The 15,791-nt window shown below is 47.8% G+C and carries 13 protein-coding genes, 1 tRNA gene and 1 other RNA gene; 5 read left to right on the top strand and 10 right to left on the bottom strand.

The features are described 5' to 3' along the window. Window positions 1–398 precede the first annotated feature (398 nt). Together ACFSW8_RS07075 and ssrA are read left to right on the top strand one after the other, a co-directional pair. Entirely contained in the window at window positions 399–800 is a 402-nt protein-coding gene (locus tag ACFSW8_RS07075; protein WP_377090941.1) for a Minf_1886 family protein, read from the top strand. Between the two features lie 133 nt (window positions 801–933). Further along, window positions 934–1,290: a transfer-messenger RNA gene (gene ssrA, locus ACFSW8_RS07070) on the top strand. Window positions 1,291–1,360: 70 nt separating this feature from the next. Here the strand turns inward: ssrA and ACFSW8_RS07065 are convergent. The 6 genes from ACFSW8_RS07065 to ACFSW8_RS07040 all read right to left on the bottom strand — a co-directional run bounded on the left by ACFSW8_RS07065 (window position 1,361) and on the right by ACFSW8_RS07040 (window position 5,710). Beyond that, window positions 1,361–2,344: a malate dehydrogenase gene (locus ACFSW8_RS07065; RefSeq protein ID WP_377090942.1), complete on the bottom strand. Its 984-nt coding sequence runs from the start codon at window positions 2,342–2,344 to the stop codon at window positions 1,361–1,363. Between the two features lie 134 nt (window positions 2,345–2,478). Then, on the bottom strand, window positions 2,479–2,751 hold the full coding sequence (locus tag ACFSW8_RS07060; protein ID WP_465270187.1) for a TlpA family protein disulfide reductase: 273 nt from the start codon (window positions 2,749–2,751) through the stop codon (window positions 2,479–2,481). Between the two features lie 30 nt (window positions 2,752–2,781). Further along, window positions 2,782–3,195 (bottom strand): hypothetical protein, encoded by a 414-nt coding sequence (locus ACFSW8_RS07055; protein WP_377090943.1) that lies wholly within the window; start codon window positions 3,193–3,195, stop codon window positions 2,782–2,784. Window positions 3,196–3,334: 139 nt separating this feature from the next. Continuing rightward, window positions 3,335–3,409, bottom strand: a tRNA-Asn gene (locus tag ACFSW8_RS07050). A gap of 112 nt (window positions 3,410–3,521) precedes the next feature. Then, window positions 3,522–4,601, bottom strand: coding sequence for a S1C family serine protease (locus tag ACFSW8_RS07045; protein WP_377177815.1), 1,080 nt, complete (start codon window positions 4,599–4,601; stop codon window positions 3,522–3,524). Between the two features lie 116 nt (window positions 4,602–4,717). Then, window positions 4,718–5,710 carry a S1C family serine protease gene (locus ACFSW8_RS07040; RefSeq protein ID WP_377177813.1) on the bottom strand — a complete coding sequence of 331 codons (993 nt, stop codon included), beginning with the start codon at window positions 5,708–5,710 and terminating at the stop codon, window positions 4,718–4,720. A gap of 147 nt (window positions 5,711–5,857) precedes the next feature. On the opposite strand from ACFSW8_RS07040, the gene ACFSW8_RS07035 reads away from it, so the two are divergent. Continuing rightward, window positions 5,858–8,095, top strand: a complete 2,238-nt coding sequence (locus ACFSW8_RS07035) for a transglycosylase domain-containing protein (protein WP_377177811.1) — start codon at window positions 5,858–5,860, stop codon at window positions 8,093–8,095. A gap of 56 nt (window positions 8,096–8,151) precedes the next feature. After that, window positions 8,152–9,789 (top strand): transglycosylase domain-containing protein, encoded by a 1,638-nt coding sequence (locus ACFSW8_RS07030; RefSeq protein ID WP_377177809.1) that lies wholly within the window; start codon window positions 8,152–8,154, stop codon window positions 9,787–9,789. A gap of 106 nt (window positions 9,790–9,895) precedes the next feature. Here ACFSW8_RS07030 and ACFSW8_RS07025 read toward each other — a convergent pair whose 3' ends face one another. The 4 genes from ACFSW8_RS07025 to ACFSW8_RS07010 form a co-directional block, all read right to left on the bottom strand. Next, window positions 9,896–10,351: a SixA phosphatase family protein gene (locus tag ACFSW8_RS07025; RefSeq protein WP_377091594.1), complete on the bottom strand. Its 456-nt coding sequence runs from the start codon at window positions 10,349–10,351 to the stop codon at window positions 9,896–9,898. Window positions 10,352–10,441: 90 nt separating this feature from the next. Then, a complete protein-coding gene (dnaN, locus tag ACFSW8_RS07020) occupies window positions 10,442–11,539 on the bottom strand; it encodes a DNA polymerase III subunit beta (protein WP_377090949.1) in 1,098 nt (365 codons plus the stop codon). Window positions 11,540–11,850: 311 nt separating this feature from the next. Next, a complete protein-coding gene (dnaA, locus tag ACFSW8_RS07015) occupies window positions 11,851–13,278 on the bottom strand; it encodes a chromosomal replication initiator protein DnaA (protein WP_377090951.1) in 1,428 nt (475 codons plus the stop codon). 503 nt (window positions 13,279–13,781) lie between these two features. Further along, the gene (locus ACFSW8_RS07010) at window positions 13,782–15,368 is read right to left on the bottom strand and encodes a sodium:solute symporter family transporter (protein ID WP_377090953.1); all 1,587 of its coding nucleotides are present in this window, start codon (window positions 15,366–15,368) and stop codon (window positions 13,782–13,784) included. Here ACFSW8_RS07010 and ACFSW8_RS07005 point away from each other — a divergent pair. Continuing rightward, on the top strand, window positions 15,367–15,696 hold the full coding sequence (locus ACFSW8_RS07005; protein WP_377090954.1) for a hypothetical protein: 330 nt from the start codon (window positions 15,367–15,369) through the stop codon (window positions 15,694–15,696). The two genes, ACFSW8_RS07010 and ACFSW8_RS07005, sit on opposite strands and share 2 nt — an antisense overlap. Window positions 15,697–15,791: the final 95 nt, after the last annotated feature.

The raw sequence follows: 15,791 nt of genomic DNA, 5'->3' as shown, positions 1-15,791 counted from the left end.
AACCACCACCACCCATGCCCTACCAGTTCATGAATTCCACTCATTCTAACAAGTGACTTCACTTTTGTGAATAATTTGTGAAGTCACACCAACAACTCAACCGGACCCACAAAACCACACAATATAAACAACTTACAACATAACACTCAATTTCACTGTTAGGAAAACCTATGCGTAAATCACTGAACGTAGTAGAGTCCCAAGTATTTCACCCAACATCTACCTAACAGGAACCTAAAGCCTTTGGTAGAGCCATTTCGCCCCGAAAAACAACCGTTTTTGCGGTTTTTTCAGAACTTATTCACAATGGATTTAGACTTATCCACACCCTCTTCACAAAGAGATAAAAATGCAGCTTTCTCTTGCATGACGGCCCCACTCTTCGCACTCTGATTCCTATGCAACCTATGCATTTCGAACAGGCACTCAAGAATATCATCGAGCGCGATCAGCGCTTCTCGCCAGATGCCTACCTCTTTCTCAAACAAGCACTCGATCACACCGTCGAGGAACACACAAAGACAGACCCTGACATGTCTCAGCATGTCACCGCGAAAGAACTCCTGCTTGGGTTCAAGGAATTAGCACTAAAAGAATTCGGCCCAATGGCTTCCACCCTCTTCTCCGAGTGGGGCCTTTCTCAATGTTCGGATATCGGTGACATGGTCTTTAATTTGATCGAAGAAGGCATGTTCGGTAAACAAGACAGCGACAAAAGAAGCGATTTTGTAGAACTTTATGCATTCCACGATGCCTTTGTCGCTCCCTACCTCCCAAAATCTATTTCAAACAAGGCTTAACCTCCTCCTATAAAACGCTGCATCAGCCCATGAAATCCACAGATTTCGGTTGCAAAAGCCCCTAAGTCATGCGACCTATCCCTTAGCTGCTACCTACTGCGGTCAGCGAATTAAAATGATTTTCCCAATTTACGGGGGCGTTTTGGTTTCGACTGGATGTTGGAAGGACTTGCTGCATGTAGAGGTTGATCGGCTGGCCTCTTAAAAAGCCGTTCAAACAAATAATTGCAGACTCTAACGAGCTCGCACTTGCTGCTTAATTGACAGCAACGCCGCCGCCCCCACGTCCGCTAAGGGCCGCCGCGACAACACCAGTGGACTAGCCAGTTGGTCGGGTTTCCGGACCCACTCGCGAATCTAAACAGGAAAATCGGTTTGAGAAAGCTGCTGACAGACTCGCTCATCCCTAAAAACATTCTGACAGCTAAACATGTAGACGCTTGCCTGAAAGGCATCTAGGACATGGGTTCAACTCCCATCGCCTCCACCATTTATAATAAATGAAAAGGCCCCGCACATCCATGCGGGGCCTTTCTTATGAAACAAGAACTCTCCTTCCCCTACAACAAATGCTTCACCGCATCCCTCTCCCCCTGAAGCTCTGCTACCGAGGCGTCAATTTTCTCGCGTGAATACTCACTCAACTCAACACCCTCCACCACCGACCAACTCTTGCCATCCTCAGTCCGAATCGGCATTGATGCGATTAAGCCAGCCTCAATCCCATATTCACCCCGAGAACAAACAGCGACACTAAACCAATCACCAGCAGCTGTAGGTGTGCACAAACTACGTACCGTATCCACAACGCCATTGGCTGCTGAGGCGGCAGACGATGCTCCTCGCGCTTTAATAATTGCCGCACCACGTTGCTGTACCGCAGGAATAAAGGTGTCCTTTAACCATGCCATATCATCAATTACCTCAGTAACCGGCTTGCCTTGAATCTTTGCACTATAAAAATCTGGGTATTGCGTGGATGAATGGTTGCCCCAAATGCACATATTCGTCACATCTGAACTATGCACTCCAGCCTTGGCTGCAAGCTGGCTTTTCGCACGGTTCTCATCCAAGCGTGTCATCGCAAAAAAACGCTCACTCGGCACCCCAGCTGCATGACGCATCGCAATTAAGCAGTTCGTGTTACATGGATTCCCGACAACGACAACTCTCACATCATCAGCCGCCGATCTGCCAATCGCCTCACCCTGCCCCGTGAAAATTTGCCCATTGATACCAAGTAAATCATTTCGCTCCATCCCCGGACCACGAGGTACAGAACCCACTAATAATGCCCAATTTGCCCCCCTAAACCCTTCGTCCAAATCCGCTGTCGTAGTCACTCCCGCTAACAATGGAAAAGCACAATCATCTAACTCCATTACAACACCTTCCAGAGCCGGCAAAGCCGCCTCGATCTCAATCAAACGTAAAGCTACTGGCTGGTCAGGGCCAAACATCGCCCCAGATGCAATTCGAAATAACAATGCGTAGCCAATTTGCCCCGCAGCTCCAGTGACTGATACTGTGATAGGATTTTTCATAAATTCGCGTCTAACATAGGAGTCGATTTTCTCGACGTCAACTTCTTAAGACCCAATCCTCACATCCTTCAAAAAATAAAAAAACGCCACTTCGCAATCTGCAAAGTGACGCTCTAAAGATTCCTAGTGGATGCTTATTTTCCAAGCTCAGCAGCTTTGGCAAATACCGATAATGAATCGTCAGCAATAAGCTTACCTTTAGCATCGATCATTACATACTCTGGCACCCCTCGGTTCTTTTTATACTTACCTAAACCAGATTTCCTTATATCGCTATGTAATACATGCAACCAAGGTAACTTCGCCTTCATAGCCCAAGCTAGTGCATCAGATTTATCCTCATCAAAACTCACGTGAATGAATTCAATGTTACTTAAACCAGCAATCTCATTCTTATATTTGGCCACTAACTGTGGCGCAGAACTTCTACAGGGTGGTCACCAGCTCGCGGTGAAATAGAGGATGTAGTACTCAGGAACTTTCTCAAGCTGAGCCTTCACAAAACGTTTCCCCTCTAATCGTGACAATGTTTTATCAGTCAGATGCCTGCCAACCACCTGTTCTGCTAATTGTTCTGTAATCGACGGGGCATCCTGAAGTTCTTTCTTTTTCGTCTCTTCAGCCACTTTCTGCTTAACCCATTTCTGGTCAGCTTCTGAAAGGACATCCAAAGCAAACTTCATGTTCTTATATTTTCTTATGACAGTGACTTGCTTCGTCTCGCTGTCATACGACTTAAAACTCGCTTCAAAGGTCTTCATCCCATCACTACTTGTCCATGTCCGAGCCTGCAATGAGGCTCCAAGTAGGAGTGATGTCGCCGAAGCAAGCACTAATAATTTGGAATTCATAGGTCAAGAAGCTATCGGTCACACTTTCTAACATGTCAAACGATTTACATAAATTCCATAATCATACCAAACTTGATAAGCTGGCTTACCACAGACAATAAGTAAGCCTCACTTCCTTTTCGGAAATGAGGCTTATTGATGGCTCCGGCACTTGGGATCGAACCAAGGACCTAGTGATTAACAGTCACCCGCTCTACCGCTGAGCTATGCCGGAGTTACATGCCGGTCACCCTTGGGGCTCGCGACGGCGGGAAACTGCACGATTCCACGGCTCTGTGCAAGAAAAAACTAGAAGCTTTTTATAGACCTACTCCCCACACTCACACTTAAGGGCGTGATTCAATCTCCAATATCCTCCTCTCCGCACGTTGGATCATCTCGCGAAGCCTCCGAATCTCCTGTGCTTCAGCCGCACTCAAACCACTGCGCCGTTGTTCGATTAACTGTGCCTGCTTCTGCATACTCGCGGTCATATCCGGCTCTTTTTCAAGCTGCTGAATGATCTTATCCGCGGGCACTATGTAAGTCTTAATGCGACTTGCACGCGCTACAATAATTCCCACAAAACGACCATCTAAATCAAATACTGGGCTTCCTGCATCAATCGCATCCACCTGCATATCGGATTGCAACACCTCAGGAAACCCCTCAGCCACCTCGTTGATAGCTCCCCCCATGCGCTTCATTTGCTTCATGCGTTGCGGCGAATATTGCTTCAATTCAGGTCGAGCTCCGAGCACCACATCCACTTGAAAGGCTTTCCCGTCACGCAAGAACTGGATGCCCACCTGGTCTCCTGGCCGTAAAGTCTGAAGATTATTTCCCATTTCATGTAAGCCATTCACCTTGATTCCATTGACTTGCGTCACCACATCTCCTGGTCGTAGACCTGCTCTTGCAGCCGCAGAGCCACGCTCCACTGACTCCAAACGCACCCCACCACCACTCACGGGATTGAAATCCATCCGAACTCCCAAAAATGCTTTGTCAGATTCTCTCAAACTTCTCGGTAGCACACTCACCACCCCGAAACCATGGGCATCCTTCGCTGGCCCTACCGCCAACAAAAATTCACCCAGATTCAGATCTGTCTCAGCACCAAGATCAACTGCCGGTAGCCCACTTCCATAATCCAGTAAGGCCAAATCGTACTCAAGGTAGACTGCTTTAACAAAAGCCTCATGCTTGGAGCCATCGTGCCCTACGACCCAAATACGATCTCCCTTTGAAACCAATTCACTCCACTTCGTGAGAATGCCTTCCTTGGTGACGGTACCTCGTGACACCATCCGCCCATTAGAAAAAACATTCACGGCATGCTTCCCTGCTTCTTTGGACAGTGGCTCAATCGCCTTAAAAAACTGATCAGCCTGAAGGCCGAGCACCTTCTGGTCTTCTGTTCTCAAAAATGGCAATCCTCTACGCGCAAGCTCCTGATTTTGTCCATGAACAATCCCGCTTACCAGTATCCCTAATACAATTGCTGAAAGTTGTTTATACATCATCTGTTTCTATAAAAAAATTACTGTTGATAAAGGTCTCCGCGTCTCGCCAAGGTTGGCTCGATTTCCATCAACACCTCCCCCCTAAGAATTTCCATCTTCACTGACTGCCCCGGGCGGAAACGGTTCAACTCCACCAATAAGGCACCACCGTCAGTCACTTTCTTCCCATCCACACTCACCACAATGTCCCCCTTCTTAATGCCCGAGCGCTGAGCCGGACTCCCCGGGATCACTTGCCCCAAAAGCACTCCCTGCCGAGTACTCCCTACAATCCCCACCCCTAAAATCGGGCTGTCCTCATTCGCAAATGGATTAGAACTTAACCTTCCCCAGGTCTCTCCTGCTTCTAAGCGTTTCCAGTCAGCGACTAAAGCACTGATACCAGCATGATTGTTGGCACTCCAATCCACGCCAATTGAGGAATTAATCCCAACCAGTTTGCCCTCGATATCAAAAATAGGGCCACCCGAATCACCTCCAATCAAGGTACAATCACTCGTGAAAAAACCCGCCATATTCTTGGAAATCAATCGACCAAACCTCACTGGCGGCTTGCGTAGTGGGTCGTGCCCCCCAGCATGCCCCATAGCTACTAAAAAATCTCCCACACTCAGTGCATCTGAGTCACCTAGCTTAACATGGGGATACTCACCTACCTCATTGATCTGCAGCATCGCCGTATCCTTTGTTCGGTTAGCCCCTAACACCGCTGCTGTCGTCTCAGTACCGTCGGGAAAAATCACTGTCACCACCGAAGCTCCTTGTACCACATGCGCCGCAGTCAAAATCCGACCTTTCTCCGATACCACAACCCCACTCCCCCAGGCTCCCGTCCGCTCAGAAGTCAATGAAACCGTCGCCGGCTGCACCTTCTCAACCAATTCAACCACCTGGCTCTGAAGCTTCTTCAGTGAGGCCAAATCTTCTATCGCTGGCGGAGTAGCCCACACTGGCTGGTCAACCATCACCGCTAGACATACAAGTGGAATGCTCAATTTCTGCAAAATCATAGTCTGTATCAATTTTCTAGCGTCACTATAGATTGCATTTTTTTATTCTCAAAATGAATTTTACCCTCGTCGCAGGGTTGTTTTTCTAGCATTCCTGATGCATACATACTCCCAAGCAGCAACCAATCCGCTGCAATCTCATCCATTATGGCGGCCAGAAAAGCAGCAAAATCCAAAAATAAGCGAAAGCCCGCTCGAAAAGTCGCCAAACGTAACACCAAACGACGCAGCCTGCTTTACAAATTGGTCTTCTGGCCGCTCATCTTGCTCGAGCACGCCACAAAAAGTTGGCATCCCATCTACCGCTTCCTTGTAAAATCTGGTGCTGCCCTCGCCTCCATCGGCCTCTTCATTTTTCTGCTCATGGCGGTCTTCTACGGACTCAGAGCACAAACATACGATCTCGATAAAGTCACAGAAATGCCAGCCCGATCCATCGTCTACGCCAACGATGGAAAAACTGAAATCGGCACAGTACATGGTGATAATAGATTGATGTTAGAATTCGACCAGATATCTCCCTGGTTCATCAAGGCCCTTATCGCCCGAGAAGATGCACGCTTCTACGACCATGGTGCCATCGACCCAAGAGGCCTTGCTCGTGCCTTCAGCCGCTTCGTCACCCGTGGCAAAAAAGAAGGAGCCTCCACCATCACAATGCAGCTCGCCGATAACACCTTCAGCTATGCAGGCAAAACCGTCGATGGCAAACTCCTCGAGATGGCAATCGCCATTCGCATCGAAAATCGCTTCAACAAAGAAGAAATTCTCCAGCATTACATGAACAGGATCTTCTGGGGCCACTCGATTCGGGGCATCGAATCCGCTTCGCGAACCTATTTTGAAAAACCCGCCTCCCAGTTGAGCCTCTCTGAAGCCGCCATGCTCGCTGGCATCATCCGTGGCCCTAATGCCTTCTCACCATTCGTCAATTTCGAAAAAGCTGTCGAACAACGCGATGTCACACTCAGCAGAATGGTCCATTACGAATTCATTACCCAAGACCAAGCTGACTCAGCAAAGAAAGAGCAACTCAAGATCAGACCTGATGGCAGAAGGATCATCCACGATTCCTACGCCATGGACGCCATCCGCCGCGACCTAGAAGTCATCCTTGAACAACACAACATCCAAATGGGGGGACTCCATATCACCACCACCATCGACCCTCACCTTCAAAAAGCTGCCGAACATGCCATTGAATCCCATCTCTCAAAAATGGAAAAACGCTCAGGCTTCGCCCACCAAACCCGCCCCCAATACCTCCGAATCCCCCAACAACAACGAAAAGAGCCCAAGTACCTTCAAGGGGCTGTCGTCTGTATCGAAAACAAAAGTGGTGCCATCAGAGCCATCGTCGGTGGACGAAATGCTGATGAATCAAAGTTTAACCGAGCTCTCCACGGCAGACGCCAAATTGGCTCGCTCTTCAAACCCTTCGTTTACATGTCCGCCTTCGATAAAGGCCTCCAGCCTGGCGCCTGGGTCAGAGACAGTAGAATTCGCCCTGGAGAGATCAAAGGAGCACAACGCTCATGGTCCCCAGCAAATTCTGATGGTGAATACAAAAGCATGATGACTGTCGCTGAAGCACTCGCTAAATCCCGCAATACTGCCTCAGTACGTATCGGCGATTATGCTGGCATTAACAATGTCTTGGAAACTGCTAGAAAAGTTGGCTTTAACCAAAAAATCCCTAACACACCAGCTACCTACTTGGGAGCATTCGAAGCTACCCCCCAACAAGTCGCTCAGGCCTACACCGTCTTTTCCAATGGCGGAACCATATACCGCCCTTTCATCATCTCACAAATTACCGATGCCGATGGCAATGTCGTCTACCCCGGCTCAGGAGCCCTTTCTTACACCGCCGCAAAAACTGGCTCAGCATGGTCAGTTTCTAACACACTTCAGGAAGTCACAACAAGAGGCACCGCAGCAAGCCTCCGAAGCGTCTACAATTTTAAAGCCCCCTCCGGCGGCAAGACGGGCACCACAGATAATTACCGAGATGCCTGGTTCGCAGGTTATACAAGCTCACTCACATGCGCCGTCTGGGTCGGTATGGATAACAATACGCGCACAATGAGTAGAGGCTACGGCTCAACTCTGGCACTCCCAATCTGGGCAAATGTCATGAAAGCCGCCGACTCCCGCGTCTACCCAACCCATTCCCTCAAGCCGACATTCCCATTCCAAAACGTGCGCATCTGCCGCTTCACCTCCCAAATCGCCACTCCCGGCTGTGAAAGCCACCGCTCAGCTTACACTGCTTCCATCCCCATCGACCTCATTCCTGAGCACACCTGCGATAACCACCCCATTCGCGCTGAAGTCCTCCCAGAAGAACCCTCAACCCCACCTCGTGCACTACCTGTTAGGTAACCCCCAATTTCTCTTTCACTAAGATGGCTTGGAAACCACAAAATAGAAAGTCCCCTATGGCCAAATGGCTTCCAGAATGGCTCAGGCTCGCCCTTAAGGTCGGACTAAAGTGCGCCTTCATTGGCCTAGTTATCCTTCTACTTGTAGCCTCCTATTATTACTCCAAAGCTCAAAAGTATGACCTCAGTAAAGTAGCCGAGGAGCAACAGCAAAACACCCTTCTTGACCATAATGGAGCCCCTCTTCTAGGAAATGACTCAAAGGAATCTTTGCTCATCACTTACGACCAACTCCCACAACACCTCGTCGATGCCCTTATCGCTCGTGAGGATACTAATTTCGAACACCACTGTGGAGTAGACTTCAAAGGCTTAATACGAGCGACACTTCGCAATGCTAAGGACATGTCCTTTACTCAAGGTGCCTCAACTCTAACGATGCAACTTGCTAGAAATACATACGATATAAGAGCCAAATCACTCAATCGTAAGTTCCTAGAAATCGCACTTACCCTGCGTATCGAAAGTTCCTACTCAAAGAACGAAATTATGGCCTACTACTTGAATCGAATTTATTTCGGCTCAGGCTGCTACGGTATCGAACAAGCATCGCGTAAGTACTTTAAAAAATCAGTCACCGACCTCACCCTCTCCGAATCCGCTACTCTTGTAGGCATTATTCGTGGACCACATATCTTCTCACCACTCAATGACCTAGCTGCCGCTCAAAACCAACGCAATCAAGTCATCGACCGTATGCTCACCATCGGAAAACTCACCACTGAGCAGGCCTCTGCCGTCAAAAATTCACCACTCGTGCTTCCCCAAAAAATTACCCTCACTAAAAAACCTCTAGAAGCAGCAAACCCCTACGCACTAAAAGCTCTCGACCGCCACCTGAACGAAATACTCGCCCAAAAAGACATCCGGGCTGCAGGACTCACCATCACAAGCGCTCTGGATCTCAAAAAACTACATCAGTGTGAGAACGATATCAAAAAACTGCTGATAGAAGCGAAGCAACCACAGCTTCAAGCTGCCTGCATCATAATCGACCACAAAACTGGTGCCATTCGTGCCCTCGTTGGAGGTCGTGACTATAAAGCACTCCAATTCAATATCGCGCTGGATGGAAAACTAGACCTCGGCGACGCATTCACCCCCTTTATTTACGCCGCCGCCCTCGAGAGAGGTAAGCTTCCTATCAAAGGCAACCCATCTCAAACTGGAAAACAGCTAGATCCAGCAGAAACCCAACGCATAGCAAAACGCTTCGGATTTAATTCTCCCTTCAATCTCCCTGAAATCCACTATGGAAGCGGGACCTGCTCACCTCTAGAACTTGCAACTGCATTCTCCACCATCGCTAACAACGGCAAAAGACCACACACCTTTTTTGTAGAACACATCACAAAAGCGGATGGCAGCGAACTTTTCAAAAACACAGCCCAGAGCACACCAGCTATACAGGAAGGCACAGCCCTCGAAACTGCAAAACTCCTGAAATACAAAGATGGAATAGCATACACCACAGCCGCATTCTCAGGACGATCCCTATGGTCGGCTGCCAGTAAAGACTCCCTCACTGCCGTGATTTGGGTCGGCTTCCAACAGCCTGCCCCAGTACCCAATAAAAACTCCCTGCTAAAAAAGATGCAATCCCTCACCTATCATTGGGTCGCCTCTGAGAAATAACCCTTCCCCGCTCTCTCAGCTTCATAGAGCAAATAAAACTAATCGCTCTCGACGAGCGATAACACTTCGCGATTTGCTATAATGCACTGCCAACGATCCCATCAGATCAAAACTCTTCATGCGCCTCAATGCGATACTCACCATCAAACTCCTCGGGCTCTAGAATAGTCACACTTCCCTTCTTCACCCGAAATGGAAGCACAGCCGCCTCACTGAATTCTTGGATCAAATAGGTTAAATCCGGATTGTGACCCACAATAGCCACAGCCTCAATGTCCTTGTAGGCCGTCAATTCGCGCTTCGCCACATCCGCTTGCATCCCACAAGCTAAAAATGGCTCTAGGATAGGCGCACCCATCTGCATCGCTTCACACATGATTTCCGCCGTCTCCTTCGCCCTCAACACCGGTGAGCTCAACACCAAATCAGGAACCATCGATTTCTCCAATAAATACTTCCCTAGCATTGATGCCTGTTCTCTGCCACGTCCAGTCAAGACACGCTCAAAATCAGACCCCGCAAAATTCTCCGCCTTCGCATGCCGAATCACATATAACCTCATCAAGCAATTCTACCCCATCCCCCTCTAAAATGAAAATGCCGATCGCCATTCACGGCAACCGGCATCTCTTAAATCTTATTGAGTCACCATTTAGTTAGTCACTCGCATCGGCATAATAACGTAGAGGAACGACCCGTCGATGCGAATCACTCCAGGGCTCATCTCATCAATCAAATCTAAATACACATCGTCAGTATCTAGATTTTTAAGCGGAGCCATCAAGAAATCTGGATTGAATGCAATCGCAAATTCAGCACCAGCATAAGTCACATCAATACGCTCAGTCGCTTCACCAATGTCTTGAGTGTTAGCCATGACATCAATGCTGTTAGCGCCAAATGCTAACTTAACTGAGTTCGATTTGTCAGACGCAATCAATGACACACGTCTAACCGTTTCAAGGAAGGCATCGCGACTCACCTGAATACGCTCAGAGGTGTTGTTTGGAATAACTTGACGGTAGTTCGGATAATTCCCTTCAATCAACTTCGATACCAACAAACTACCATTGATCTCAAAGGCAACCTGGCTATCTGTAAGCTTAATGATCACATCTCCCTTATCAGAAAGAAGACGTTGAAGCTCCTGCACAGCCTTAGATGGAATGATCACATCTGCCTCATGGCTCGATGGAAACTCAAGGTCATTCTCAACCATTGCAAGACGACGGCCATCGGTTGCAACAAGTGTGATCTTCCCATCCTTGAAAGATGTATAAATACCATTGAGCACATATCGTGTCTCATCAGTCGAAATTGCATACGATGTCTTCTTCAAAGAATCTAAAAGCACATCCTGAGGCATCTTGTATTCCTTGGCATCCTCAAACTTAGGTAATGGAGGAAATTCATCCTCGCCTAAACCAATGATCTTGAAGAATGACGGACCTGATTTGATGCTCGCGTAGTTCTTACTATCGATCGAAATCTCAACGTTCTCAGCTGGAAGCTCACGAATGATGCTTACCAAACGCTTCGCGGGCAATGTCGTCGCCCCCTCCTTCTCAACATCAGCCATCACTGTACCACTCACCCCAACATCAAGGTCCGTTGTCGTGAGCTTTAACTCACTCCCCTGTGCTTCTATCAGAACGTTAGAGAGGATTGGTAGAGTCGTGCGATTACTTACTACGTGCTGCACCTGTTGCAGAGCATCTAGAAAGGATTGCTTAGAGATCGTAAATTTCATGAGTTTGGCCGATTTTTTGCCCCCTGCCACTGACAGGCGACTTGATGTTCGGGATTAAATTGAACTTTCCCCCACTAAACGCAAGTCTCATTTAGCTCTAACTACCACTTTTGCTCTATATGGCCATTTTTATTCACAATGGCACAATATGTAGTATACCCACTCTGTCCCGTAAATCCCTAACATTGCCAAAGATTCTCGTTCCACTCCATCGACTAAATCCTCATACCTCCCCTCACCTCACCACTCCATCACACAAAAAAGGACCCTCACATAGAGGGCCCTTCTTATTCTTTCGATTTAGGCAAAATTTATCTCTGCAACATGGCATCGAGTAAATCAACAGTATCTCTAACCATCGATTCCTTGTTGATGCGCTGCTCCACCTTTTTGACAGCATGAATTACAGTACCGTGATCTCGCCCACCAAATGCATCACCAATCTCCATCAAAGATGCTTGAGTCATCTTGCGACTCAGATACATCGCAACTTGTCTGGCAAAAGCAATATTAGCAGGACGCCTTCTACTACTCATGTCTGCCAAGCGAATGTCAAAATGCTCAGATACAGCCTTCTGGATCGCATCAATACTCACCTGCTTAGACCCCTCTTCGCGAAGAATGTCACGAAGTAAGGTCTCAGCACGTTCAATATCAATCGTAGTCCCACCAAGTGAAGCATAGGTCGCTAGACGAACCAAAGCCCCCTCTAAGCGCCTCACATTACTGCGAATGCGCTCAGCCAAGAAACGAATAACATCGTCGGATAGCTTTACATCCCAGTCCTCCATCTTCTTGCGCAAGATCGCCACTCGAGTCTCCAACCTTGGAGATTGCATCTCCACTGTCAGCCCACTCTCAAATCGAGAAATGAGGCGAGGCTCAAAATTCTTAATCTCACATGCAGGCCTATCACTCGTGAGCACAATCTGGCTCTGAAGATCTAATAAAGTATTGAAGGTGTGGAAAAATTCTTCCTGTGATCGCTCCTTGCCCGCCAAAAACTGAATATCGTCGATCAACAACACATCGGCCTTCCGGTACTTCTTGCGGAACTTCTCAAGGTCCCCCTTCTTCACCGCATCAATGAACTCGTTAGTGAATTTCTCACTCGTGAGATAAACCACCTTCGCATTCGGCTTCTCAGAGAGAATGCGATTCCCGACAGCTTGCATCAGGTGAGTCTTGCCCAAACCAGAACTTCCGTGAATGAACAATGGGTTGTAAGATACTGCAGAGCCAGATGCCACAGCCGTACACGCTGCATGGGCAAACTCGGAATTCTGCCCAACCACAAATCGCTTGAAGTTGAATAGCGGGTTGAGCCCCACTCCCTTTAGCTTCTTTTCTAAATTTGCCTGATCTGCTGCCGGCAACTTAATCTCATACTCAGATCCACTCGCCTCATCAGAACTATCTGCAGCTGCCTCTTCCGCACCGGCAACCATAACCTTGGCTACTACTGATGGGTCGAGAACCTTGGACACTGCCGCCTGAAGCTCAGGCATGAAGTTAGTCTCAATCCAAACTTGGTGAATATCACTCGGTACCGCGATGCGAATCTCATTTTGTGAAATTTCACCGCACTCAGCTCCAGCAAACCAACGCTGGTAAGCATCTGGGCTTAACAATTCCTGTAAGTGAGTCGAAACTGCTCTCCAGATCGTTTGATCTCCTGCTGTGGTAGTGTGATTTTCTGATGCATCATTCGTAGTGGGTTTGGATTGTAGTTCGCGCATTGTTGTAGCTTCCGCTCGTGTAGTAATTTCTTTCCTGAGGGTTTTGCAGCCTCTCCCTGTCGGGTGCTGCGACGTGACGAAATTGGTACACACCTTCGCCCAACATTGGGAAAACTTTTTAAAAAACAAATCCCCCCTCAAAACTTTTTTTAGAGTTTCCACAAGGGTTCCACGGCCATTTTTTTTTAGAGGCTTGACGTCCCCGATATTTAACTTCGCTAAACTAACTTTTAACGAGTGTTCGCAAGTCGTTGAAAATCCTAGAAAACCTATATTTTTCAATGATTAGAGCACATTTGAACACACCCTAACAGGGGGAGTTTTTTAAATTTTTGGTGTAACTAACTCAAAGTTTTATGCTTAAAAAAATACCTCATTTCCCATACCGCACAGGCAAGAAACAACCCCAGCCTCTCACCTGAGCTATATGTCAGCTTTATCTCAAAGCCTCTTGCAGCAATTGTACCAATTCAGCATCAAGCATTCCTACCGAATGCTACGACTCAAGAAACCTTCTTCCGGGTAGCTGGAAACAATAAGGCCACTCCTATACTGGTAAACAATGTCAGAAAAGTGGTGATCGGGTAAAACCAAGCAAAGCTGATCTCTGGACGCTTATGCCTTAATTCAGACAAGCCCTCAAAACCTAGTGCTTTAAACAAATTGTAGACATCTTCCTGCACATAAGCGCTCGCCGCAACAGAAAGAACAGTCCCTACCACAATCCCAGCAAACGACCATGGGATACGCCTCGCATTCAATGCAATCACCAGAATCGCCAGAATCGGCCCATAGGTATAACTCACCATCCTAAATGCTAGACCGATCAAATTCTTATCACTCCCTTCTGCCAGATAGTTGTGACTGAGAAAAATAGACATCCCTGATAGGAAAATCGCCCAAATCACAACCAGAATACGAGATTTCTTAACCATGCTGCTGTCATTCCCATGCTCCTCCAAATACTTCTGACCATAGAATGCTGAGAGAGATGTTTGAGACAAAGCTGCTAGTATCGAGTCCAAACTAGACACAGCTGCTGCAAAGGCACCCGCCACGATCAGGCCTTTCAACCCAGTCGGCAGCACCGTGACGATCCAAGTTGGAAAGACATAGTTAGAGTCCTCAGCAAATAACTTGGCCTCAGCCTCACTCGGTGGATGCAGCTGATACCACGCAAATAAACCAGCTCCCACACTCAACATCAGCAAGGTGATCACCTGAGAAAAACTACTCCATACTATCGCCTTCTTCGCATCCTCCTTAGTCGCACAACAAAAGATCCTCTGCGCATTCAGCTGATCCGTCCCAAACGCCGCGAGATTCTGAAATGGCATCGCTATAATCGCTACCCAAAAGGTAAAGCTCACTGCCGGATCTGTCGTGAAATCAAATACCCGCATCTTGTTGATCGTCTCGTCCCCCACCTGCACCGTGCTGTTCAACTCAATGACATTGGCCCAACCACACACCGACCACAACCACACAAATGCAATAAAGCCACCAATGATGAAAACCCCAAATTGCATCACGTCAGTCCATATCACCGTACGCATCCCCCCCATCAACGTCCATACCACCGCAAAGAGCCCAATCACCAATATGCAACTCGTCATGTCAAAACCAGTCACCGCACGCAAAATAATCGCCGTCACCAAAACCCGCACGCTCTGTCCCAATATCGATCCAAGCGAAAACAAGATGGTCACTAACTTCTTTACCCCTTCACCCAACCTGCCTCCCATAAAATCATAGGGACTAAATATCTCCTTCTCGTAATAAATGGGCACCAAGTAATACCCCACGATGAATCGAGCAATGATCGAACCAATCCCCCACTGTAAATACGTCCAATCACCACTGAGCGCATACACCCCCCCAGGCACCCCAATGAAAGTCAACGCACTGATCTCAGTCGCAATAATCGAACCACTCACCGCCATCCAAGGAAGCGATTTCCCTCCTAAAAAGAAATCTTTGATGGTAGCCTGCTGCCCTCTCAATGCATGCCCAATCAAGGTCGTCAGTATCATGTAACCAAACACCACTCCCCAATCGATTAACGAAAATTGCTCAGCTACCTCATTCATGACGCGCACCCTAGCAACTCCTCTACTTCACGTCGATACGAATTACTTTACATTACTTAAATACCTCACTAGCTCCACTTCCTCTATGAATGCACCCTACAAAGAACTTAAACGCCTCCTCGAACAAAGACTCAGCGTCATCACCGATTCCTCCCTCAGAACCTCCGCACCAGAAAAACAACTCCAACTCCTCCAGTCTATAAGTGAGTCAATCACCACGTGGCATAACAACTACCAAGCTGAAATCGACCCACGCCTACACCACTTCCTCCAACAGCAAAGCCTCCAAAAAGCTCTCAATTTTATCGATGATGAAGGCCTTGTTTAATCTGTTAGAACACCCCTGAGATTAAGGCTTTTAGATTTATAGATTTTCTCTCAAAAGAACCTTGCGCGTACTAAGGTCCCCCCCTAGTCTGCCGC

It is taken from the genome of Rubritalea tangerina (assembly GCF_042683245.1).
Classification (GTDB): domain Bacteria; phylum Verrucomicrobiota; class Verrucomicrobiia; order Verrucomicrobiales; family Akkermansiaceae; genus Rubritalea; species Rubritalea tangerina.
This window is presented reverse-complemented; position numbering and strand designations above follow the sequence as displayed.

Coding starts and splice junctions, on each gene's coding strand:
- ACFSW8_RS07075 (WP_377090941.1), top strand. CDS start 399: ATGCAACCTATGCATTTCGAACAGGCACTCAAGAATATCATCGAGCGC.
- ACFSW8_RS07065 (WP_377090942.1), bottom strand. CDS start 2,344: ATGAAAAATCCTATCACAGTATCAGTCACTGGAGCTGCGGGGCAAATT.
- ACFSW8_RS07055 (WP_377090943.1), bottom strand. CDS start 3,195: ATGAATTCCAAATTATTAGTGCTTGCTTCGGCGACATCACTCCTACTT.
- ACFSW8_RS07040 (WP_377177813.1), bottom strand. CDS start 5,710: ATGATTTTGCAGAAATTGAGCATTCCACTTGTATGTCTAGCGGTGATG.
- ACFSW8_RS07035 (WP_377177811.1), top strand. CDS start 5,858: ATGGCGGCCAGAAAAGCAGCAAAATCCAAAAATAAGCGAAAGCCCGCT.
- ACFSW8_RS07030 (WP_377177809.1), top strand. CDS start 8,152: ATGGCCAAATGGCTTCCAGAATGGCTCAGGCTCGCCCTTAAGGTCGGA.
- ACFSW8_RS07025 (WP_377091594.1), bottom strand. CDS start 10,351: ATGAGGTTATATGTGATTCGGCATGCGAAGGCGGAGAATTTTGCGGGG.
- dnaN (WP_377090949.1), bottom strand. CDS start 11,539: ATGAAATTTACGATCTCTAAGCAATCCTTTCTAGATGCTCTGCAACAG.
- dnaA (WP_377090951.1), bottom strand. CDS start 13,278: ATGCGCGAACTACAATCCAAACCCACTACGAATGATGCATCAGAAAAT.
- ACFSW8_RS07005 (WP_377090954.1), top strand. CDS start 15,367: ATGACGCGCACCCTAGCAACTCCTCTACTTCACGTCGATACGAATTAC.
- ACFSW8_RS07010 (WP_377090953.1), bottom strand. CDS start 15,368: ATGAATGAGGTAGCTGAGCAATTTTCGTTAATCGATTGGGGAGTGGTG.